Below are 22,485 nucleotides of genomic sequence, written 5' to 3'. Positions count from 1 at the left end.
GCCGGGCATCGGTCTCATGCGGCACCGTTCCGCTGAATGAGCCGCTCAATGCGCGTCCACCTTCGTGATCGACGCGGTATCGGCGGGTTGTTCGTCCAGCAACGGTTGCAATGCCGGCGCCATCGACTTCAGCAACTGCACCGACAACGCGCTCGTGAACTCGTAGTGAGCCGCATAGGGTTCATGCACCCACGCGGTCAGCGTGCCGTAGAAACGATCGCCCATCGCGAACACGAAAGTCGCGCTGCGGTTGACCTTGCGCGATTCGATCAGCCGTGCGCCCTTGGCGAACACATTGAAGCGCTGATCGCCGGTGCCGGTCTTGCCGTAGACCTGAAGCGTTTGACCATCGGGGAACGTCATGCCTTGCGCGAGACGCCGGGCCGTGCCGCCCGTCACGACGTCACGCAGCAGCCCCTTCATCACCGCCGCGATTTCCGGCGAGATTTGCTGTTGCGGCGCCACCGCCGCACGTTTGAAATGCGTCTCGTACGGCGTGTCTTTCGCGAAGTCGAGTTGCGTGAGGCTTTCGGTCGGCACCTTGTTGCCGTCGTTGGCGATCAGCCCGATCAGTTGCGCGAGCGCGGCGGGCCGATCGCCCGATGCGCCGATCGCCGCGGCATACGAAGGCGTGAGCGTCGCGAACGGATAGCCGAGCGCTTGCCACGATTTGCCGATCGCCTCGTAGGCGCGCAACTCCACCATGCGCTTGATGCGGCGGTCTTGCGTCGCGTGATAGCGGGTCTTGAAGAGCCACGAATACGTCGACAGGCGCACGTCGCGGCTCGCGTTCTGAATCTCGCTGAGCGTTGCGTCGGGACGTTCGCGCAAGTAATTGACGAGCCACAACTCCAGCGGATGAACACTCGAAATATAGCCACGGTCGTTCAGATTAAAGCGGTCGATCGCGTACTTGCCGTATAGCTTCGCGAGGTCTTCATCGTCGAGTATCGTGGCGGCCGGCGTGTTCTTCAGCGCGGCGCGCATCCTCGCGTTGAACCATGCGTTGGACTCGTCGGGCGCCACGCTGCGCAGCACCGTCGCCACCTTGGGCGGCGACTTGCGCACGCCGAGCAGCAGCAGGGCCAACTGCTGATCGCGTGTCTTGCCGTGATACTTCGTGTAGAAACGGCTCATGTATACGCGGCTTTCCTGATCGGCGAAACGCGTCAGGTACATCTTGCGGGTCGCCGGATCGCCGAGCCATTGCGACGACGACCCGGTGGTCCGCATCATCTCGTAGTTGACGATATCGCGCATCAGCCGCACGAACACCAGGTTCACCGAATGCTGGAACGCGCTATGAAGAGTCAGGATGCGGCCGTTGTCCTCGGCTTCGAAATTGTTGAAGGTTTGCGCGCCGCCGCCCGTGTAGAACGTTTCGCCCGCGCTCGCCGAGTATTTGCGTTCGACGGCCGCGTCGAGCATGGCTTGCAGCGAACGGTCGGAGGTGTGCGCGAAATAGTCGAGCGCCCAGCGGGTCAACCTGTCGTTCGGATCGGGCTTGACGGCCTTCAGCTCAGCGGGGCTGAACGGCGCAAAACGCGCATGCAAGTCGGAGACGATCTGCAAGTACGTCACCATCGTGCGAAGTTTTGCCGTGGAGCCGAGATTCAGCCGCGCGCCCGAGTTGATATCGAACGGCTGGTTGACGCTGTCCGTTTGCACCCGCACGAGGTTGGCGCCGTCGCGCCGTTCGAACAGCGTGAAGCTATAGGCGATCTTCGAGGGGTCGTCCGCGGGGCGCAACATATGAAAGCCGACGAGACCCGCGGTTTGCGCGCCGTCGCGCGTCGCGGCGGCGGCGAGCCGTTCGCTCACGGCCTGTTGCACGGCGTTGTTGAGCGTGCCCTTCGCTTGCAAGTCCAGGCGATCGAGTTCGTAGAAACTCTTCACGCCGAGCGCGGCCAACAGATTCGAGCGCATCGACGTGACGGCCTTGCGCGATACGAACGAGTCAACGCTCTGCGTTCGGGTAGGCGCACGGCGCAGTTCGACCTGCGCCGACAACGCGGCATCGCGCAGCGGCATGGAGATGATGCCGCCGTTCGCCAGGAGCCGCAGATAGCTATCCGTCAGACGTTCGAGTTCGGCATAGCCGCTGTGCAGCAGACGCGAGGGCGCGCGCTGCGCGATCATCAGCGAGAGCACCTGACGGAAGGCCACGCCCTGCCCGGGCAGATTCCCGGGAGTCGACGGCGCGTTCAGGATGCGGTTCACGTCGCTGAAATCGCGGCCGTACCAGGCGGCGAGACCGTCGCCGATGCCGTTGATCTCGCCGATGCCCGGTTGCGCCGCAAGCGGCACCGAGTTCAGGTAATGCACGACGATCTGCTGACGCGCGGGCATGGTCTGCGGACCGTCCAGATAGGCGCGCACCGAAGCCGATGCGATTTGCCGCAATTTCTCGGGCGGCGTCGCGGTGCGCCCGCCCTCGGAGTGGCGGAATTTTTCGATCTGCGTGGCAAGCGTGCTGCCGCCAGGCGTCGATTGATGATGGTTGAAAACACGCGCGCCCTGGTCGACCACCGCGCGGCTAAAGCGTCCCCAGTCGATCGCCGGATTGCGGTTGGGCTGGCTCGGATCGAGCAGATAGCGATCTTCGATAAAAAGCAGCGAATTGACGATGAGTGGCGGAATGGCCTCGAAGCTGTCATACACGCGGCCCGGAAACCGCGCACCAAAAAGCGGCGCGCCGGTGCCGTCGAAGAGTTGCAAACCCGCCTGATCTTTTTCGACGTAGGGCAGAAAGAGACCGTTATCCGCCAGCGACAACATGCGCTCCGAACTGCGCGCCTGCGAGGTGATTTCGAAGCCGCGTTCGAGCAGCCGCTGCTGGATCGACGGCAGCAACGCGTAGCCGAGACGGCTGTCGTAAGGGCCTTGACTTGTCTGAGGGAAGCGGATGGAGTGGCTCGGACCGTCCGCGACCGAGAAACCCACGTCGCGTGTCAGTTCGGAGAGGTAGCGCGCCTGCAGGCGCGACGTTTCGATTTCGACCTGGCAGAAGCGTGCCGCTGCGGCTAGCGCAAGCAGAAACGCTGCCGCCAGCCCCCATTTGAACCACTTGCGAACAGGCGCCGTACCCGCCGTGCGAAGTGGAAGCCGAACCAGTGGCCGATTCATGGTTGCTCTCCCCGAGCCGGCGCCATGCTTATTAATCTGGCGCACCTTCAACTCAGTGTAGCGCGGAACGCGAGGCTTTAATCGGTTCGGATTTACCCGAAGGTGTCACGGGTACAACATCTGCTGACGAGACATGGCGCGGCGTGAATTGCCGTGCGATATTGAAGAACTTTTCTCGCACCAAAAAATGCGCGTTAGCTAACTTTTTGCCGCGCGCGCAGCAGTTCGATGAATTGCTGCGCCGGCGGCGACAGCACGCCGCCCTTGCGCGTGACGACGCCGAAGGTTTGCGACGGCGATTTCAGCTTGACCGGCACAAGGCGCAGCATTTTTTGCCGAACGAACAACTCGGCAATCGCGGTCGGCAATAACGAAATCAGTTCGGCGCTGCTTTGCAAAAGCGCGACGGTCACGAAAGTCGATGCAGTTGAAATAGGGTTATCGGGCATTTCGAGTCCGGCGAGATCCATTTCCCGTTCGAGCAGCGCATGCAACGGCATATGTGACGGATAGACCACCCAACGGTGCGCGGCCAACTCGGCCAGTTTTACTTCTCTCTTCGGCAACGGTGGATGGTTATGACCGACCACCACCGATAACGGCTCGTCGCCCAGCGGACGATAGTGATACTTCGACGGATCGGCGGCGACCGCCGCGCGGCCGATCACCAGATCGAGCCGTCCGTCGTCGAGTTGCTGGAGCATGCGCGCGCTGGTGTCTTCCACCACTTCGATCGACAGATTCGGCTGCCCCGTATGCAGTTGATTCAGCGCCGGCACCACGCACGCCGGAATCGCGCCCATGATCGCGCCGATCGCGAGACGTCCGCCGCGCCCCGAACGAATCTCCGCGACGTCCTGGCATAGCGCGGTGAGATCGGTCGCCACGAGGCGCGCATAGCGGATCACGCAATGACCGAGCTGATTCGGGATCATGCCGCTTTTCGAGCGCTCGAAGAGCGGGGCTTCCAGCATCGATTCCAGTTCCTGCAACGCCTTGCTCGCGGCCGATTGCGTCATCGACATCGCGCCGGCCGCCTTGTGCAGCGACTTCTGGTCGTCCAGCGCGATCAGCAATTGCAACTGCTTCATGCGCAGTTTCGACAGCAGCGTGTTGAAGGTGTCTTTCATGGTTCGGCGGATCGCAAAAGCACGTGAGTCGCAAAAGCGATCACAAGATGGAAACAATTCACTATACCCGCCGTGCCCGCCGCCGTATAGTCGGCGACGGAGACATTCAAACGAGCTTCGCTCATCACCGTCAAACCACGCACATCGCCATGACCCAACTACGCAATCCTGCCGCGCTGCGCGGCGTGTTCCCCGTCGCGCCGACCATCTTCGACGAAGCGGGTCGCCTCGACCTCGAAGGCCAGAAACGCTGCATCGACTTCATGATCGACGCGGGTTCGAACGGCCTGTGCATCCTCGCGAACTTCTCCGAGCAGTTCGCCCTTTCCGACGACGAGCGCAACACGCTGATGCACGTCGTGCTCGAGCAGGTCGCGGGGCGCGTGCCCGTGATCGTCACGACCACGCACTTCAGCTCGCATCAGTGCGCCGAGCGCAGCCGCAGCGCGCAAGCCGCGGGCGCCGCGATGGTGATGATCATGCCGCCGTATCACGGCGCGACGATCCGCATCGGCGAGCGCGGCATTTATGAGTTCTATCGCACGGTGTCCGATGCGATCGACATTCCGATCATGATCCAGGATGCGCCGGTCAGCGGCACGGCGTTGTCCGCGCCGTTCCTCGCGCGCATGGCGCGTGAACTGGAAAACGTGTCGTACTTCAAGATCGAAGTGCCGCAAGCGGCGAACAAGCTGCGCGAACTGATCGAGTTGGGCGGCGAAGCGGTGGTGGGTCCGTGGGACGGCGAGGAGGCCATCACGCTGATGGCCGATCTCGATGCGGGCGCAACGGGCTCGATGACGGGCGGCGGCTATGCCGACGGTATCCGTCTGATCGTCGACGCTTACGCGGCCGGCGACACGGAAGCGGCCGCCGCGCATTATCAGCAATGGCTGCCATTGATCAACTACGAAAACCGCCAGGGCGGTCTCGCGTCGTGCAAGGCCTTGATGAAGGAAGGCGGCGTGATCCGCTCGGACGCGGTGCGCCATCCGTTGCCGCAGATGCATCCGGCCACGCGTGAAGGGCTGCTGAAAGTCGCGCGGCGGCTCGATCCGCTGGTGCTGCGCTGGGGCCGTTAAGGCTGGTTCGAGCAGGTGCGAGCAGACGCGGGGCACGCGCACTGGACGCGGGCGCGCGCTTGCGGCTAACCTAGCCGGATGCAAAGCTATTACGAAGCCACTGTCACGCGCGCTTCCGGGCTCGCGTCTGCTTACGCGCCGCTAACCGGCCGGCGCGGCGTAAACGTCTGCATCGTCGGCGGCGGGCTCGCGGGTTTGTCGACCGCGTTGGGGCTCGCCGAGCGCGGTGTCGGCGATGTTGCCGTACTCGAAGCCGAGCAGGTCGGCTTCGGCGCATCCGGGCGCAACGGCGGGTTCGTGTTCGGCGGCTACAGCCTCGATTGCGCGGACCTGCTGAAAACGCTTAGGGCCTCTCGCGCCCGCGAGCTGTATGCGCTGACCACGGATGCGGTCGATCTGATGCGCAAGCGTATCCAGCGTTACCGCATCGATTGCGACGTGACCGATGCCGGCGTGATCCTCGCCAACTGGTTCGACGAGCCGGCGCTGCTCGATTCGCAGCGGCGCTTGATGCGCGATTCGTTCGGCGTCGAATGGGAACCGGTGCCGGCCGCGCAACTCGCTTTGCAACTGAAGACGAACCGTTATCACGGCGGGCTCCTCGAGCGCCACGCGTTCCACTTTCATCCGCTGAAATACGTGCTGGGCGTCGCCGCCGCGGCGGCCAATGCCGGCGTGCGGATCCACGAGCATTCGCCCGTGGTGCGCCTGCAACCCGAGGGCGCGGGGTTCGTCGTGCATACGCCGCATGGCTCGCTCGAAGCGCGTCACGTCGTGATGGCCGGCGGCGGCTATGCGCGCAACGTCTATCCGAAGGTCGAGCGCACGGTGCTGCCGATCGCCACTTACGTCATTGCAACGGAACCGCTCGGCGCACGCCTGAAAGACGCGATCGACACGCGCGCGGCCGTCTACGACACGCGCTTCGCCTTCGATTATTACCGCCCGCTGCCCGACACGCGCATTCTGTGGGGCGGCCGCATCTCGGTGCGCGACCGCGCGCCCGAAGTCATCGCGCGGCTGTTGCGGCGCGATCTGCTGAAGGTCTATCCGCAATTGCACGACGTGCGTATCGACTATGCGTGGGGCGGCCTGATGAGTTACGCGCGTCACAAGATGCCGCAAATCGGCCGCGGCGCGGACGGCGTCTGGTACGCGGTCGGCTTCGGCGGACACGGCATGGCGCCGACCACCGTGTCCGGTGAACTGCTGGCGGCGGCCATCGCGGGCGAGCGGCCGGTGCCGGAAGCGTTCGCGGCGTTCGGCCTGACGCCCGCTTACGGCGCGTTCGGTCTCGCGGCCGCGCAATTGACCTACACCGCCATGCAGGCGCGCGACGCGCTCGCCGCGCGCCGCCGGCCGCACCGCTCGTCCTCCCGATAACCGCCGAGGCACGGCTCGTCATGCCCGAAACCCGCGCCAGAGGCCGTTTTCACCATGCTAGAATGCGCCGTCACTGGCGCTCGAATACACAATGAAAAAGGGAAGCAAGGCCGCCGAGCCTGATACCAACGGCATCCCGTCCGAGACGCCGCGCACCGACGCCCGGCGCAGCGACGCCCGACGCAAGTACGATCCCGAACAGACCAAGCGCAATATCCTCGAAGTCGCGACTCAGGAGTTCTCCGCGATGGGCCTGACGGGCGCACGCGTCGACGCGATCGCGGAACGCACGAACACCACCAAGCGCATGCTGTACTACTACTTCGGCAGCAAGGAAGGCTTGTATCAGGCCGTGCTTGAAAAAGTGTACGGCGACATTCGCGCGCTCGAACAGGATCTGCACATCAGCGAACTCGATCCGGTCGAGGGCATGCGCGCGCTGGTCGAGTTCACCTTCGATTATCACGACCGCCAGCGCGATTTCGTGCGTCTAGTGACGATCGAAAACATTCACGGCGCGAAGTACGTCGAGCAGGTCAAGACCTTCAAAGGCCGCAACGTCACCGTCATTCATACGATCGAGGATCTGCTCGCGCGCGGCATCGCGTCCGGGCAGTTTCGCAGCGACGTCGATGCGATCGATCTGCATTTATTGATCAGTTCGCTGTGTTTTCATCGCGTCGGTAATCGCCATACGTTCGGCACGGCGTTCGGGCGCGATCCGTCGCATCCGCGCTTGCGCGCGCGGCATCGCGCGATGATCGTCGACGCCGTGCTGCGTTTCGTGCGCAAGGAAAACTGAAGCCGGCCGGAAACGAAAAAAGCGGAACGCGGCCTCGCCGCGTTCCGCTTTTTTATTTGCTCGATCCGTCTGGTTGCGATCGAGTCGAATCGCTCAATGCACCAGCACGATCCGCTTGATGTCGCCGACGATGAAGATATACGACAGCGCGCCGATCAAGGCGATCACGCCGATGAACACCAGCGCGCCGACGAACGAGCCGGTCGCCGCCACGATGAAACCCACCACCAGCGGCGTTATGATGCCGGCCAGATTCGCCGCGAAGTTGAAGATGCCGCCGGTCACGCCGAGCAGGCCGTCGGGCGCGATGTCCGACACCAGGGTCCAGCCCAGGGCGGCCATGCCTTGCGCGAAAAACGCCACCGACAGAATCGCGATCACCGCCACGTTGCTCTCGACGTAGTTGGCGAGAATGATCGTCGACGCGAGCAGTAGGCCGGCGATGATCGGCAGCTTGCGCGCCACGTTCGCCGACTTGCCCCGACGCAGCAGCCAGTCGGAGAACAGACCGCCGAACATCACGCCGATCGACGCCGCAATGAACGGCATGATCGCGAAGAAGCCGATCTTCAGCCACGCCATATGACGTTCGGTGGCGAGATACGTGGGAAACCAGGTGAGGAAGAACACCAGCGTCGAATTGCCGGCGAACTGGCCGAGGCAGATGCCTGTCAGTTGACGGTGCTTGAGCAGGCGCCCAATCGTGCGCCATTCGAAGCCGGTCTTCGCTGCGGGCTCAGCGCCCGAAGCAGCCGCTTCTTTTTTCCGGTGCGTGAGACCGCCGCCCGCTTCGATATAGTCCAACTCCGCCTGATTCGCCGACGGATGATCGCGCGGCTCGCGATAGAACATCCACCAGATGCCGCCGAACACGATGCCGGCGCCGCCCACCACCAGAAACAGCGAGCGCCAGCCGAACGCGCCCATCAGCATGAACAGGAACGGGCTGAAGAAGGCGAGGCCGATATATTCGCCGACCGTGTAGGTGCCGGTCGCCATCGCGCGCTCGCTTTGCGGAAACCACGTGGCCACCACGCGGCTATTGGTCGGAAAACACGGCGCCTCGGACACGCCGAGACCCAGCCGGAACGCGAACAGCCCGCCCACGCCGTTCACGAGTCCTTGCGCGAGCGTGCACAGCGACCACAGCGTCATCGAGAGGAAATACGTGAGCTTGCTGCCGAAGCGGTCGAGAAACAGGCCGCCCGGAATCTGCGAGGCCACGTAGCTCCACGAGAACACCGAGAACAGCAGGCCCATCAGCGCGGCGTTGATGCCGAGTTCCTTGGTCAACTGCGGCGCCGCGATGCCGAGCACCGTGCGGTCGAGATAATTGATCATCGTGCCGACCGCGAGCAGCGCGAGAATCTGATAGCGGGCTTTCGAGCGGCGCGGGGTGCTCACGGCGGCGTCCGTCTGGAGCGTGGCGTTAGCGGAACTGGATTGTGTTGGTTGTGACATGTATGTCCGTCTCCTCGATCTGGCATCGATCCGTTATGTACCGGCGCTTGCGCCGCCGGCTAGCGTTGCAACAGCGACTGAAAGTGGGTGTACACGCGCTCGGCGTCCGGTTCGAGACCCGTGAAAATGCGCATTGCGTCGACCGCCTGATACACCGCCATACCGCCGCCGCTCAGCGTGCGGCAGCCGAGCGCTTCGGCCGCCTGCAACAGCGCGGTGCGAATCGGGAAATAGACGATGTCGGCCACCCACAACTCGCGGTGCAGCAATTCGACCGGCAAGGGCAAGCCGGGCAGCTTCGCCATGCCGGTGGGCGTGGCGTGAATCAGGCCGTTGGCGGCGGCGAGCGACTCGGCGAGCGAACTGCCGGCGCTGACCGTCGCGCCGGGGAAGCGCTGCTGCAATTCCGCGGCGAGCGACGCGGCGCGCGCGGCGTCCACGTCGAACAGCGCGAGGGCTCGCGCGCCCATCGTCAGCGCGGCGTGGGCGACCGCCGCCCCGGCGCCGCCCGCACCCAGTTGCACGACGCGTTCGAGCGATACGTCCGGCAAGCCGCGCTGAAACGCACGCGCGAAACCGGACCAATCGGTGTTGTGGCCGATGCGCTTGCCGTCCTTGAACAGCACGGTGTTGACCGCGCCCAACGCGCGCGCGTCGTCCGACAGTTCGTCGAGCAGCGGGATCACCGCTTGCTTGCAGGGGTACGTGATGTTCAGGCCGTCGAAGCCCATGCGTTCGGCGGCAACCAGCAGATCGGGCAGCGCCGCGACATCGAGCTTCAACGCTTCGAGATCGATTCGCCGATAAACGTAGTTCAGGCCGAGCTTGCCGCCCTCTTCCTCGTGCATCGCGGGGCTCAGCGATCCGCCGATGCCCGAGCCGATCAGGCCGACCAGATAGGACTTCGGGTTGGCCTTTGAACTTGCGAGTGCGTTCGCTTGTGTGTTCGCTTGTGTGTTCATTTAGCCGCCCTATTCTTAAGGATGGTCGCCATCCGTTCCAGGGCGAGCACGTAGCCTTGCGTGCCGCAGCCGACGATGACCGCCTCCGCCACCGCCGACACATACGAGTGGTGACGGAACGCTTCACGTCGATGCACGTTTGAAATATGCACTTCGATGACCGGCTTTTCGATCGCGCTGAGGGCGTCGGCGATGGCGACCGAGGTGTGCGTGTAAGCCGCCGGATTGATCACGATGCCGTCGACCTTCGTGCGCGCCGCGTGCAGCCAGTCGATCAGTTGATGCTCGGCATTCGACTGGCAAAAGTCGATCGATAGATCGAGGCGCGCGCCGGCTTCGCTGCATAGTTTCGCGACGTCGTCGAGCGTTTCCGAGCCGTAGATGGCCGGCTCGCGCGTGCCCAGCAGATTGAGGTTCGGTCCGTTGAGAACCAGTACCGATGCAAAGCTCATGACAGCTACTCCTGCGAAGTAAGACTTGAAGCGAACCACGGCACTCGCGGCGGTTCTACGACGTGGACGAAGTGTGCGCGCATTGTCCGTCGCCGTCATTCGGGGTTTGTACGAATTTGTACCATCTAGTTAGTTTGTATAAACTGGCGAAAATTCGGGCCATTGTCGATAGGTTTTGCCCATGGTTTGCTGAGATTGGGTAACTAGCTGGACCAATTTTGCGCATTACAGCACGCGGCTCGCGACGCATGCCGCGGCGCGGCGCACCGGCCGCCGCCCGCAGTTCTTCAACAGCCGTTCCATTGTTTTTGCAGGAGCCGTTCATGCAACGTTCGATTGCCACCGTGTCGATCAGCGGAACCCTCGTCGAGAAGCTGAACGCGATCCACGCGGCGGGCTTCGAGGGTGTCGAAATCTTCGAAAACGATCTGCTGTATTTCGACGGTTCTCCTGCCGACGTGCGGCGCATCGCCGAGGATCTCGGGCTGAAAATCATGCTGTTCCAGCCGTTCCGCGATTTCGATGGCGTGAGCCCCGAACGTCTCGCGCGCAATCTCGATCGCGCGAAACGCAAGTTCGACGTGATGCACGAACTGGGCACGGACCGCATTCTGGTGTGCAGTAACGTGTCGCCCGACACCATCGGCGACGATTCGCTGATGATCGATCAGTTGGGCGCGCTGGCCCGCGCGGCCGAGGCGGCCGGCGTGGTCGCCGGATACGAGGCGCTCGCGTGGGGCAAGCACGTGAAAACCTACCGCCATGCGTGGAAGCTCGTGAACGCCGTGAACCATCCGAATCTCGGGCTCGTGCTCGACAGCTTTCACACGCTGTCGTTGAACGATACGGTGGACGGCATCGCCGACATTCCGGGCGAGCGCATCGCCTTCGTGCAGATCGCCGACGCGCCGAAGCTCGCGATGGACGTACTCGAATGGAGCCGCCATTACCGCTGCTTTCCCGGCCAGGGCGATTTCGACGTGGCCGGCTTCACCGCGCAAGTCGTGAAAACGGGCTACAAGGGGCCGCTTTCGCTGGAGATTTTCAACGACGGCTTTCGCGCCGCGCCCACCACCATTACCGCGGCGGACGGCCATCGCTCACTGCTGTTTCTCGAGGAGCAGACCCGCGCGCTACTCGAAGCCACCCAGCAGCCGGTCGGCGATCTCTATCGATCGCCCGCGGCGCCCGCGCACGTCGGCTATCAGTTTCTCGAGTTCGCGGTCGACCGCACCACGCGCGCGCAACTCGTCGACTGGCTCGGCAAACTGCGCTTTCGCCAGGCCGGTCAGCATCGCTCGAAAGAGGTGACGCTGTATCAGCACGGCGCGGCGTCGATCGTGCTGAACGCCGAGCCCGATTCGTTCGCCAACGCGTTTTTTCAGCAGCACGGCTTGTCGCTCTGCGCATCGGCGTTTCGCGTGGACGACGCCCGCCAGGCATTCGAGCGCGCCGCCGGTTTCGGCTACGCGCCGTTCTCCGGCCAGATCGGCCCGAACGAACGCGTGCTGCCCGCCGTGCAGGCGCCCGACAGCAGCCTGAACTATTTCGTCGACGAAAGGCCGGAACAGCCCACGTTGTTCGAAGCCGATTTCGTTCTGACCGACGTCAACGGTCCTACCGAAGTAGGGCCGCTCACCCGAATCGATCACGTCTGCCTGTCGGTGCCGGCGAATTCGCTCGATACGTGGGTGCTGTTTCTGCGAACCGCGCTAGGCTTCCAGGCCGAGCCGGGCGTGCTGGTGCCCGACCCATACGGCCTCGTGCGCAGCCGCGCGCTGCGCAGCCGTGACGGTTCGGTGCGCATCGTGCTGAACGCTTCGGTGGATCACCATACGGCGGTGGCCGAAGCGTTGCACACCTATCACGGCTCCGGCCTGAACCATGTCGCGTTCAGCACCGGCGACATTTTCAGCGCGATTCCCGAGTTCGTCGCCGATGGCTTGCCGGTGCTGCGCATTCCGCGCAATTACTACGACGATCTCGCGGCCCGCTACGCGCTGCCGGACGAGACGCTGGAGGCGCTGCGCGCGCACAACATCCTGTACGACCGCGACGAGCGCGGTGGCGAGTTTTTCCACGCTTACACGGAACAACTGGATCAACGCTTCTTCATGGAAATCGCCGAGCGGCGCGGCGGCTACGACGGCTATGGCGCGGCCAACGCGGCCGTGCGGCTTGCTGCTCAGGCGCAGCGCCGCAAGTAGGGGGTCGGCACAGGCACCGCGAGCGGGTCGAGCGGGGGCAAAGGGCGGAGCGGGCACATCCCGTGCGGCATTGGCGGGAACCGTCGCATCGCATCGATATAATGCGTTGTTTCGCGGCCGGAGCCGCGGGCCGCGCCCGTACCGGCGTTGCACGTACCGTCAGCCGAATCAAATGCCAGGAGAGATATGAAGAAGTTTGCCGTAGTGCTGTCCATTCCCCTGCTTCTGAACGCTTGTGCCTATTTCCAGAAGAACCCGGACGCCGGCGAGCCCGTGACGGACACCACCACGCAGCGCTCGGTCAACGACGTGGTCGCCTGTTTGACCCAGCTCGCCACGAGCCACAACGCCGCGTTCAAGTCCACGGCAATCCCGCAAGGCCAGATGCTCGACTTCGGCGATTCGAATATCGTCAAGGTGCGCAGCGACAACGGCGCGACCACTTACCGTTTCTATGCGGGCAAGCGCCACGTCAACAATCTCTGGATCGAAACAGCGGGCAAAACCTGCGCGCCGTAAGGCCCGTGAAGGGTCATCGAGGGTAAACGCAGGTAGCGGTGACAATCGGTAACGCGTTCTCGTGCCATCTTCGTGTCACGGTGTTACAGGACAATGGTCGCTTAAGAATCGTTTAAGACTTCGTCCGCATCATCCACCCGACACTAATTCGCACGAGGTGCGCCATGAACCCCGATCAAGAGACGAACGACGCACCGGCGCCGGCCAGGCGGCCCACGATTCTGCGCCGCCTGTTGAGCCACCACGAACTGGCGACCTTGCTGCTGTTGCTGCACGCGCCGATCGATGCATCCGCGAAACCCGAGATTCCGCAGCTTCATGAGGCCGGCCTGATCGAAACGGTCTCCAGCGACGCCGGCGCCTCGCATATTCGTCTGACGCCCGAAGGCAACGCCGTGCTGCGCGGCCTCGGCGTGAAGTAACGCAACGTCGGCCGGCTTATGCCTGCCACACGCCGTACCCCGCCTCCCGCAAGCTGATCGCCAACTCCACTTCCATATCCTGTGCGCCGCGGTAAGGCATTGGATTGAACACGTCGTACAACTCGGGCACGAGGCGCAAGCCGTAATCGCGCACATAGCGATTGGCCTGAATCCCGGCCTTGTGCCGGTCGAATCGCAGATCCGGGTCCAGTCCCGTCATCCCCACGTACACGCAAGGCCTGTCGAACCGGTAGTCCGGATTCGCGCGGCGAAAGCGCGCCTCGTTCCAGACCGTGTCGTCGAGCGCGACGACGTATACGTAATAGTGATGCTTGCGACGGACCATGTGCGACGGCTCAGTTCCGCGAGGTTCCGTGCAGCAGCATCCGGTATTCGGTCGGCGTGACGCCGACGGTCGCCTTGAATTGCCGTGTGAAGGCGCTGTGGTCGGTGTAGCCGCAAAGCGCGGCGACGTCGGTCACCTTGTCGTGCGAGACCAGCAGCGCCGTGGCGGCGTCGAGGCGTGTCTTGAGCAGCACCTGGCGCGGCGTCAGATGAAACACCTTGTGGAAGTAGCGCTCCAGTTGCGCGACCGACATGTCGGCCATCGCCGCGAGTTGCTTCAGGTTCAACGGCTGCACGTAGTTTTCCTGGATCGACTGCACCACCGCTGCGAGCCGGCTATACGCGGGGTGGCTGCTTTCGTCCGCTTTCAGGTCGCGCGAAATGCCGGCGAGACCAACCACTTTCCCCGAAGGATCGCGCAACGGCTGCTTGCAGGTCAGGCACCAGCCCGGCTGGCGGCCCGGATACAGGTGCAATTCCAGTTGATCGATCATCTGGTTGCCGACGTTGATGACCGCCTTGTCCTGCGCCGTGTAGATGCGGCCGAAGCGGCGCGGAAAAACGTCCTCGGCGGTCTTGCCGAGCAGCGCTGTCTTTTCCTTGAAGCCGCAGCGCGAGGCCAACGTGCGGTTGACCAGCGCGTAGCGCGCCTCGACGTCCTTGACGAAGAACACGACGTCCGGCATCGCGTCGAACACGGGCTCGAGCAGCGTGAAGTGCGACAACATGCCGGACAGCGTTGCGTCGTCCGGTTCGAGCGGATGAGCCAGCAAGTTCATCGTGCGGATTCCGTGGTCGATGTTCGGGCGTTGGACGGTATGGTTTCGCGTTGGGTTATGCGGGTGATCGGCGGCGCGTGCGCTCGGCGTGCGGTTCCCGGGCAGTCGCTGCGCCGTAGCCTTTCGCGTCTGCAGACGATTATAGGGCCGTGCTGCTGCCGGCAATATCCAGAGGATATCCGCAGGCCGATGTCACTCAGCCAACGGCGGTTCTTCGCTCGCCGCCATCAACGTGCCGATTCGCGCCGGACTGAACGGCGGCCGCGGCGCGGCGGCCTGCCAGCCGAAGTACAAGCTCGCCGCCGCGCCGCAGATTCTGCCCTGACAGGCGCCCATTCCGCAACGCGTATGCAGCTTGGCGTCGCGCCAGTCGGGATAGGCGCGCACTTCGCCGAGGCTGACGTCTTCGCAGCGGCAAAGCAGCGTGGCGGCGGCGGGCGCTACAAGCGCCGCGTCGCGCAACGCAAAGGCCGCTTCGACCCGGCGGCCGAAGCGGCGCCAGCGCGCTCGTTGCGCATGCAGCACGGCACGGCTCGCAGCAGAGCCGCTTGCCGACAGTCCCGCGAGTTCGCCTTCGACGGCCGCCAGTTCCGCGCCGCCGATACCGGTGCACTCGCCCGCCGCCAATACACCACCGACCGAACTCCGCTGCTCGCCGTCGACGACGATCTCGCCCGCTTCGTTGATCGCGCAGCCGAGCGCGTGCGCGAGCGTGACGTTCGGCACGAGTCCATAGCCGCATGCAACGCGGTCGCAAGCGAGCGTCACGTTCCGCTCGCCGCGCCGGATTGTCACGCGCTCGACGCAGCCTTCGCCGTGCGCCTCCTGCACGATGCTGCTAGTCCAGTAACGCAATCCCGTGAAACCGCGCGTCATGCCAACGGCCTGGCGCAGCTTCGCCGGCTCGCTGATCAACGAGGCGCCGAAGCGCGCAACCTCGAACGCCGGTGCCTGTTCGACCACCGCCACCACGCGCGCCCCAGCCGCGCGCGCGGTGGCGAGCGCGGCGATCAGCAACGGACCGCTGCCGGCAATCACGATCCGTTCGCCGTGCACCGGCATGCCGCCTTTGATGAGCGCCTGCAACGCGCCGGCACCGGTCACGCCGGGCAAAGTCCAGCCCGCGAACGGCAAAAGCCGCTCGCGTGCGCCGGTCGCGAGAATCAGGCGCTCGTACCTGATGCCAACGCCGCCGTGCCCGGCCGATTCCAGCAGCAAGCCGTGCGCGCCCAATGGCGCGATCACGCGGGTCGAAGAAAAATACGTGACGTTGCTTTGCTGATTCAAGTCAGCAAGCAGTCTTTGCAACGGTACTTGCGGTGGCTGGCCCGGACCTTGTCTCCAGATCTGGCCGCCGGCGCGCGGATTGTCGTCGAGCAGCGCGACGGTAACGCCCTCGCGCGCCGCCGCATGCGCCGCGTTCAATCCGGCCGGACCGGCGCCGACCACGACGATATCGAAGTGCTGCGTCATCGCGCGTTCATCATATGAGGGACGCTGATGACCTGGCCTTCGCGGCATAGTGTCTGACAGGCCAGCGCATGCGATCCACCGTCGATCGTCACGCGGCACTCCTGGCACACGCCCATGCCGCACAGCGCGGCGCGCGGCTCGCCGTCGACCGAAATCCGCGTGCCTTTCACGCCCGCGAGAACGAGCGCGGCGGCCACGGTCGTGCCGGTTTCGACTTCGATGCTTTGGTTGTCGATCGTCACGCGAATGCGCGTCGTGCCGGGGCTAATCATGAGCCACCACCTTGCGCGCAAAACGGGCCGGCAAATAAGGCTCGACGGGAATCGGCGCGGCGCTCGCCGTGATCTGCGCGGCGAGCAGTCTCGCGGTGGCGAGCGCGGTGGTCACACCGAGGCCCTCGTGGCCGACGGCGAGCCAGACACCTGGCGCGAAATCGCCGGCCGGGCCGATCAACGGCAGGCCATCCGGCGACGCCGCGCGAAAGCCCGTCCAGGCGCGAACCCCATTGAGCGTCGGCAAGACGGGCAGATAGCGCGCGGCACGTTGCAGCATCCGCGCGAGTACCGGCATCTCGACGGCGGGATCGGTGGTGTCGAACTGACGCGACGAGCCAATCAGCAATTGCCCCGTGGGCCGCGGTTGCGCATTGAACGCCACCGAGGTGCCGGCCGCATGATGCGCGCTCTTGATGTAGCCGAGTTCCAGCAACTGATGACGGATCAGCGAGGGATAGCGGTCGGTGATCAGCAGATGACCCTTCTTCGGCTGCAACGGCAACGGCTGCACCAATTGCCGTGCGCCCAGGCCGCTAGCGACGATCACGTGCGCGGCGCCGATGCGTTCGCCGTTTTGCAGCGTCACGCCATCCGCGCGGACCGCCGTAACCGGCGTGCGCAGCCGCAAGCGGATATTCGCCGCTGCGGGAGACTGCGTCAGCAGCCACTCGGCGACGGTGGGCGCATATACGATGCTGTCGTGCTCGACGCGCAAACCGCCCGCCATCGACGCCGCCAAGGCGGGCTCGCACGCGCGCAACGCGGACGCGTCGAGCAGTTGCGCACCGATGCCCTGCGCCTCGAACGCGGCATGCATGGCGCGGGCGGCGTGCCATTCTTGGTCGTCGGCGGCGATCCAGAGCGTGCCGCAGCGCGCGAACGCGTCGCGCGTGCGCAACCGCGGCGCGAGTTGCAGCCACAAGTCCCGCGAGTAACGGCTGAGCGCGAATTCCGCCGGCGAATCGTTCATCACGACGATGTGGCCCATGCCCGCCGCCGTCGCGCCGCCGCCGATGCCATGCGCGTCGAGCACGTCGACCCGCATGCCTAGCGCGGCCAGCTCCGCCGCGCAGGCCGCGCCGACGATGCCGGCTCCGACGATCAGCGCATCCGCTGTCATACCGTGGGAATGCCCCACGCGAACGGGTCGCGCTCATCGAAGCAGAGGCGCCCTTCGGCCATGATGTGCGCGTGGCCGGTAATGGTTGGGATCACCGCAACGCCGTCGCCTGCGTGACGATAGCTGGCCTCGAACACGCTGCCGATAACGCTCTCCTGCCGCCACACCGCGCCTTCGGCGAGTTTGCCGTCGGCGGCGAGACAGGCGACTTTCGCGCTCGTGCCGGTGCCGCACGGCGAGCGGTCGTACGCGTTGCCGGGGCAAAGCACGAAGCTGCGGCTGTCGATGCCGTCACGCGAACCGGGTGCGAAGAGTTCGATGTGGTCGATCAAGGCGCCGTCCGCGCCGGTGATGTGTTGCGCGATCAGCGCATCGCGAATTGCGGAACTGAAGACGGTCAACTCGGCGATATGCGACGCGTCCAGCACATGCCCATGTTCGGCGACGAGAAAAAACCAGTTGCCGCCCCAGCCGATGTCCCCGCTCAATACGCCATGACCGGGCACGTCCACCTGCACGGCTTGCCGGTAGCGATAAGCCGGCACGTTGCGCACGGCGACGCTGCCGTCCTCGTTGAGCGTCGCCTCGACGATGCCGACCGGCGTCTCGATCCGATGACGTCCTGGCCCGATCCGCCCCATGTGCGCGAGCGAAACAACGAGGCCGATCGTGCCGTGCCCGCACATGCCGAGATAGCCGACGTTGTTGAAGAAGATCACGCCGGCCGCGCAGGTGGGGTCGTCCGGTTCGCACAGCAGCGCGCCCACCACCACGTCCGAGCCGCGCGGTTCGGTGACGACGCCGGCGCGCCAGCCATCGAAGCGGGTGCGGAATACGTCGAGACGTTGCGCCAGCGTGCCGCCGCCGAGATCCGGGCCGCCCGACACCACGAGGCGGGTCGGTTCACCGCCGGTGTGCGAGTCGATGAAGTCCAAGGTTTTCATGACGCCCATGGTAGGAATGCCGGGCGTTCGCGTCTTGGTGCGCTTACGCGCGGATTGTGACGATTTTGGCACAGTCCGGCCGATGGCTTACGGGCAGGTTACTTCGTCGAACCGGATCATGGACCGTGCCGGCGCCACGAGCGGTGAGCGAGACCTGAAGCGCATCGCATGTCGCTGGCAACGCCTCTTCGAAGGAGACCGCCTTTTATCCCGCAATATGCGGAACGGCTTGAACGAGCGCGGGTACAGGCATATCGCCTATGCCGAAATCGTCATTCACAGCGCGCGAATCGCGCAAGACGGCGGCATTTTCCCTGCTTACACTGCGCCTCGACACATCACACTCAGGAGAGCAGTCGTGGCGCATATCTGGGAAGGCGTATGGCCCGCGGTCACCACCAAGTTTCACGCGGATTTCAGCATAGACCGCGCGTGGACAGCGAAGAACATCGAGGCGCAGATCGACGCGGGTGTGGACGGCATCATCGTATGCGGATCGCTCGGCGAAGCGTCGACGCTCTCGCTCGACGAAAAGCTGCAGGTGCTCGACATTGCCGTCGAGGCCTCGCAAGGCCGCGTGCCGGTGTTATTGACGATCGCCGAAAACAGCACGCTCGACGCCTGCCGCCAGGCCGAAGCCGGCGGCCGTCGCGGCGCGGCCGGTTTCATGGTGTTGCCGGGGCTGCGCTATTTGTCGGACCGGCGCGAGACGCTGCATCATTTCCGCAGCGTCGCCGATGCAAGCGCGTTGCCGCTGATGGTCTACAACAATCCGCTCGCCTACGGCGTCGACATGACGCCCGAGATGTTCGCGGAGATCGCCGACGAACAGAAGATCGTCGCGATCAAGGAATCGTGCGGCGACGTGCGGCGCGTGACCGATCTGATCAACGCGGTGGGCGACCGCTTCGCGATTCTGTGCGGCGTCGACAATCTCGCGATGGAAGCGATGCTGATGGGCGCGCACGGCTGGGTGGCCGGACTCGTATGCGCGTTTCCGCACGAGACCGTGGCGATCTACAGATTGCTGAAGGCGGGACGCCTTGAAGAAGCGCGAACGATCTATCGCTGGTTCGCACCCTTGCTCGCACTCGACGTGTCGCCGAAGCTCGTGCAGAACATCAAGCTGGCCGAGACGATCGTCGGATTGGGAACAGAGCCGGTGCGCCCGCCGCGTCTGCCGTTGGCAGGCGACGAGCGCAAGGCGGTGGAAACGTTGATTCGCAACGCGATTGAAACGCGGCCGGCGCTGCCGCGAATCTGAATCACGTTTGATTTTTGCCGAACCGGCCGATAGCAATCGCTGGCGGCGGCTGTAGGCGGTGGTGCGATGGATGCGGCGGCCGCCGCCTCATTCACCTTCGATGCGGAGGCGAATTCAGGCGACCCGCTTTTGCTCGTCGGCGGATTCATCTTGCCGCAGATGCAGCAGTCGATAGCCGCTTTTATAAACCGACGGACTAAACCGCTCGCGCGGTAGGGGTTACGATCCAACGCTGGAGGTGAAGGTCAAGCCGGTCACGCGGTTTATGTTGGCGAACGAGGCAATCCGCCTCGCTCTTCAACAGGAGCCGAATCATGACCTCCTTACCGGCAAACGTCAGCCCATTGCGTCAACGCATGATCGACGACATGCGCATGCGCCAGCTAGCCCCCAAGACGCAGGACATCTATTTGCACATCGTGCGTGAGTTCGCCCGGTTTCTCGGGCGCTCACCTGACACGGCCACCGTCGAGGACCTGCGCCGCTACCAGCTCTATCTAGTCGATCACGGCACATCGGCCGTGTCGCTGAACCACGCGATCACCGGCCTGAAGTTCTTCTTCACGGTCACGCTCGACCGGCCTGAGCTGATAGTCAGGATGCAACCGGTGCGTGTTCCCCGCATATTGCCCGTCGTGCTCAGTCCCGACGAAGTGCGGCGGCTGATCGAGGCAGCCGGCAACCTCAAGCACCAGACTGCGCTGTCGGTCGCCTACGGTGCCGGGCTGCGCGCGAGTGAAGTGGTCGCGCTGAAGGTCACCGACGTCGACAGCGAACGCATGACACTGCGTATCGAGCAGGGCAAGGGCCGCCGCGACCGCTACGCGATGCTCTCGCCGGTGCTGCTCGAGCGTCTGCGCGTATGGTGGCGCATGGCCCGTGCGCAGGGCAAGATGTTTGACGGCGGGTGGCTGTTTCCCGGGCTCGATCCGCTCGACCAGTTAAGCACGCGACAGTTGAACCGCGCCATTCATGCCGCCGCCGAAGCCGCGCACATCGAAAAGCGTGTATCCATGCATACCTTGCGCCACAGTTTTGCGACGCATCTCCTCGAACAGAAGGTGGATATCCGCGTGATCCAGGTTCTGCTCGGCCACGCCAAGCTTGAGAACACCGCACTTTATGTGCAGGTGGCCACCGACCTGCTGCATGAAGTCACCAGTCCACTGGACCGCCTGCCTCCTGGATAAGCCCATACCCCGCAGCATCTCATGCTGGAGGTTGCGGACATCTTCCGCAGCCACGGGCCGGCGTGGCGAGCCACGACACGCCTGAGCCCGGGGCAGCTGAAGGTCATGTCAGCCATCGAACGGTGCCGCACGGCGGCACTGGGCGGACATGTGTTGCGCTGTTCAGGCTGCGCAAAGGCGGAGGTGTCCTTCAACTCGTGCCGGGACCGGCATTGCCCAAAGTGCCAGGCCAGTGCCGCGCACCGCTGGCTGGAGGCACGCCAGACCGACCTGCTGCCTGTCGAGTACTTCCACGTCGTCTTTACGCTTCCCGCACCCATCAGCGCCATCGCCTGGTACAACAAACGGATCATCTACGGCCTGCTGCTCGACATCGCCGCTGACACGCTGCGCACGATCGCCGGGGATCCCAGGCATCTCGGCGCCCAGATCGGCGCCACGCTCGTACTGCACACCTGGGGCTCGGCGCTCACGCATCACCCGCATGTGCACGGCATCGTCCCCGGTGGCGGGCTGTCGCCTGACGGTGAGCGCTGGATCGCCTGCCGCCCCGGCTTCTTCCTGCCCGTGCGTGTCCTGTCACGCCTGTTCCGGCGCCGCTTCCTCGAGGCACTCCAGTCGGCTCACCACCGTGGCGACCTGCAGTTCTTCGGCGAGGATACCGGGCTCGCTGACCCCGCCATCTTTGCCCGCTGGCTTGCGCCGCTGCGCACCTGCGAATGGGTCGTCTACGCCAAGCGACCGTTCGCCGGACCGAAGGCGGTGCTCGAGTATCTATCACGCTACACACACCGCGTCGCCATCTCCAACCAGCGCCTCGTCGCCTTCGATGAGCGCGGCGTGACGTTCCGCTGGAAGGACTACCGCGCGAAGGGACACACCCGCTACAAGACCATGACCCTCGAAACCGGCGAATTCATACGCCGCTTCCTGCTCCATGTGTTACCCGCTGGCTTCCATCGGATCCGTCACTACGGACTGCTCGCCAACCCGGTGCGCCGCGCCAGACTCGCGAGGGTACGCGATCTGCTGCACATCGCACCCGCGACCAGCCCATCACCGGACCACGCCATCATCGAAACCCGGCCCGTCTTTATCTGCCGGCACTGCGGCGCACCGATGATCGTCATCGACATCCTCGCGCGCAGCGCCCCGATCCGCGCACCGCCCATGCGCCGCGATCAGACATGAACTCCACGGCTCCTCGAACTGCCTGTCTAACGTTGGCTTTGCGGCAACGCGGCCCACGAACGGACGTATGCGCGCGTCGCTTTGCGATGTGCTTCGTGCGCCCGTTTCATCATCCCGAATACACAACTGCACCGCGTCGCTATGGCGTTAGTGCCCGACCGGCTTCCCGCCAGACTGTGTCGCACCCGACATCACTGAGCATCCCGGGCTATCAATCGCCATAGCCGCGAAAGCTCCAACCGCATTGGGGCACTCCGCGGTTTCCTCCATCGGGCTTATTCGACGCCTGCCGGCACGCGCCGAGGTATCGTCACGTTCCTGTGGCCGACGGCAGGCATCGAATAACCCTTAACGGTTG

At 64.4% G+C, this 22,485-nt stretch carries 20 protein-coding genes; 9 read left to right on the top strand and 11 right to left on the bottom strand.

Annotated features, from left to right (window positions below):
• Positions 1-45: 45 nt before the first annotated feature.
• Positions 46-3,126 (bottom strand): transglycosylase domain-containing protein, encoded by a 3,081-nt coding sequence (locus BUE39_RS28820; protein WP_073432072.1) that lies wholly within the window; start codon positions 3,124-3,126, stop codon positions 46-48.
• Between the two features lie 194 nt (positions 3,127-3,320).
• Complete coding sequence (locus BUE39_RS28815; RefSeq protein WP_073432071.1) at positions 3,321-4,256, bottom strand: LysR family transcriptional regulator; 936 nt, start codon at positions 4,254-4,256, stop codon at positions 3,321-3,323.
• Positions 4,257-4,405: 149 nt separating this feature from the next.
• Here BUE39_RS28815 and BUE39_RS28810 point away from each other — a divergent pair, with 149 nt between their 5' ends.
• From BUE39_RS28810 to BUE39_RS28800, 3 genes are all read left to right on the top strand, one after another.
• The gene (locus BUE39_RS28810; RefSeq protein ID WP_073432070.1) at positions 4,406-5,338 is read left to right on the top strand and encodes a dihydrodipicolinate synthase family protein; all 933 of its coding nucleotides are present in this window, start codon (positions 4,406-4,408) and stop codon (positions 5,336-5,338) included.
• A 78-nt stretch (positions 5,339-5,416) separates the two neighbouring features.
• Positions 5,417-6,721 (top strand): NAD(P)/FAD-dependent oxidoreductase, encoded by a 1,305-nt coding sequence (locus BUE39_RS28805; protein WP_073432069.1) that lies wholly within the window; start codon positions 5,417-5,419, stop codon positions 6,719-6,721.
• A 91-nt stretch (positions 6,722-6,812) separates the two neighbouring features.
• Positions 6,813-7,523: a TetR family transcriptional regulator gene (locus BUE39_RS28800; protein ID WP_073432068.1), complete on the top strand. Its 711-nt coding sequence runs from the start codon at positions 6,813-6,815 to the stop codon at positions 7,521-7,523.
• Between the two features lie 93 nt (positions 7,524-7,616).
• Here BUE39_RS28800 and BUE39_RS28795 read toward each other — a convergent pair whose 3' ends face one another.
• The 3 genes from BUE39_RS28795 to aroQ are packed head-to-tail and all read right to left on the bottom strand — an operon-like array spanning position 7,617 to position 10,398.
• Positions 7,617-8,984: an MFS transporter gene (locus BUE39_RS28795; RefSeq protein ID WP_073432067.1), complete on the bottom strand. Its 1,368-nt coding sequence runs from the start codon at positions 8,982-8,984 to the stop codon at positions 7,617-7,619.
• A 59-nt stretch (positions 8,985-9,043) separates the two neighbouring features.
• Positions 9,044-9,946 (bottom strand): shikimate dehydrogenase, encoded by a 903-nt coding sequence (locus BUE39_RS28790; protein ID WP_073432066.1) that lies wholly within the window; start codon positions 9,944-9,946, stop codon positions 9,044-9,046.
• Entirely contained in the window at positions 9,943-10,398 is a 456-nt protein-coding gene (gene aroQ / locus BUE39_RS28785) for a type II 3-dehydroquinate dehydratase (protein ID WP_073432065.1), read from the bottom strand. Before aroQ ends, BUE39_RS28790 begins: the two co-directional genes overlap by 4 nt.
• A 323-nt stretch (positions 10,399-10,721) precedes the next feature.
• Here aroQ and BUE39_RS28780 point away from each other — a divergent pair, with 323 nt between their 5' ends.
• From BUE39_RS28780 to BUE39_RS28770, 3 genes are all read left to right on the top strand, one after another.
• Complete coding sequence (locus BUE39_RS28780) at positions 10,722-12,605, top strand: bifunctional sugar phosphate isomerase/epimerase/4-hydroxyphenylpyruvate dioxygenase family protein (protein WP_073432064.1); 1,884 nt, start codon at positions 10,722-10,724, stop codon at positions 12,603-12,605.
• Between the two features lie 186 nt (positions 12,606-12,791).
• Positions 12,792-13,124, top strand: a complete 333-nt coding sequence (locus BUE39_RS28775; protein ID WP_073432063.1) for a hypothetical protein — start codon at positions 12,792-12,794, stop codon at positions 13,122-13,124.
• Positions 13,125-13,288: 164 nt separating this feature from the next.
• On the top strand, positions 13,289-13,546 hold the full coding sequence (locus tag BUE39_RS28770) for a hypothetical protein (RefSeq protein WP_073432062.1): 258 nt from the start codon (positions 13,289-13,291) through the stop codon (positions 13,544-13,546).
• A 16-nt stretch (positions 13,547-13,562) separates the two neighbouring features.
• Here the strand turns inward: BUE39_RS28770 and BUE39_RS28765 are convergent, their stop codons facing one another.
• The 6 genes from BUE39_RS28765 to BUE39_RS28740 all read right to left on the bottom strand — a co-directional run bounded on the left by BUE39_RS28765 (position 13,563) and on the right by BUE39_RS28740 (position 18,491).
• A complete protein-coding gene (locus BUE39_RS28765) occupies positions 13,563-13,892 on the bottom strand; it encodes a hypothetical protein (RefSeq protein WP_073432061.1) in 330 nt (109 codons plus the stop codon).
• Positions 13,893-13,902: 10 nt separating this feature from the next.
• Positions 13,903-14,670, bottom strand: a complete 768-nt coding sequence (locus tag BUE39_RS28760; RefSeq protein WP_073432060.1) for an AraC family transcriptional regulator — start codon at positions 14,668-14,670, stop codon at positions 13,903-13,905.
• A gap of 192 nt (positions 14,671-14,862) precedes the next feature.
• A complete protein-coding gene (locus BUE39_RS28755; RefSeq protein WP_073432059.1) occupies positions 14,863-16,143 on the bottom strand; it encodes an FAD-dependent oxidoreductase in 1,281 nt (426 codons plus the stop codon).
• A complete protein-coding gene (locus BUE39_RS28750; protein WP_073432058.1) occupies positions 16,140-16,415 on the bottom strand; it encodes a (2Fe-2S)-binding protein in 276 nt (91 codons plus the stop codon). The genes BUE39_RS28755 and BUE39_RS28750 overlap by 4 nt, the downstream gene beginning before the upstream one ends.
• A complete protein-coding gene (locus BUE39_RS28745; RefSeq protein WP_073432057.1) occupies positions 16,408-17,538 on the bottom strand; it encodes an NAD(P)/FAD-dependent oxidoreductase in 1,131 nt (376 codons plus the stop codon). Before BUE39_RS28745 ends, BUE39_RS28750 begins: the two co-directional genes overlap by 8 nt.
• Positions 17,535-18,491, bottom strand: a complete 957-nt coding sequence (locus tag BUE39_RS28740; RefSeq protein ID WP_073432056.1) for a 4-hydroxyproline epimerase — start codon at positions 18,489-18,491, stop codon at positions 17,535-17,537. Before BUE39_RS28740 ends, BUE39_RS28745 begins: the two co-directional genes overlap by 4 nt.
• A 349-nt stretch (positions 18,492-18,840) precedes the next feature.
• On the opposite strand from BUE39_RS28740, the gene BUE39_RS28735 reads away from it, so the two are divergent.
• The 3 genes from BUE39_RS28735 to BUE39_RS28725 all read left to right on the top strand — a co-directional run bounded on the left by BUE39_RS28735 (position 18,841) and on the right by BUE39_RS28725 (position 22,127).
• Positions 18,841-19,746 (top strand): dihydrodipicolinate synthase family protein, encoded by a 906-nt coding sequence (locus tag BUE39_RS28735; RefSeq protein WP_073432089.1) that lies wholly within the window; start codon positions 18,841-18,843, stop codon positions 19,744-19,746.
• A 314-nt stretch (positions 19,747-20,060) separates the two neighbouring features.
• Positions 20,061-20,936 carry a site-specific integrase gene (locus BUE39_RS28730; protein ID WP_073432055.1) on the top strand — a complete coding sequence of 292 codons (876 nt, stop codon included), beginning with the start codon at positions 20,061-20,063 and terminating at the stop codon, positions 20,934-20,936.
• 21 nt (positions 20,937-20,957) lie between these two features.
• Entirely contained in the window at positions 20,958-22,127 is a 1,170-nt protein-coding gene (locus tag BUE39_RS28725) for an IS91 family transposase (protein ID WP_073432054.1), read from the top strand.
• Positions 22,128-22,485 lie beyond the last annotated feature (358 nt).

It is taken from the genome of Paraburkholderia terricola (assembly GCF_900142195.1).
GTDB classification, from domain to species: Bacteria; Pseudomonadota; Gammaproteobacteria; order Burkholderiales; family Burkholderiaceae; genus Paraburkholderia; species Paraburkholderia terricola.
Note: the sequence above shows the minus strand (reverse complement) of the source record. Positions and strands in the feature narration are given on the sequence as shown.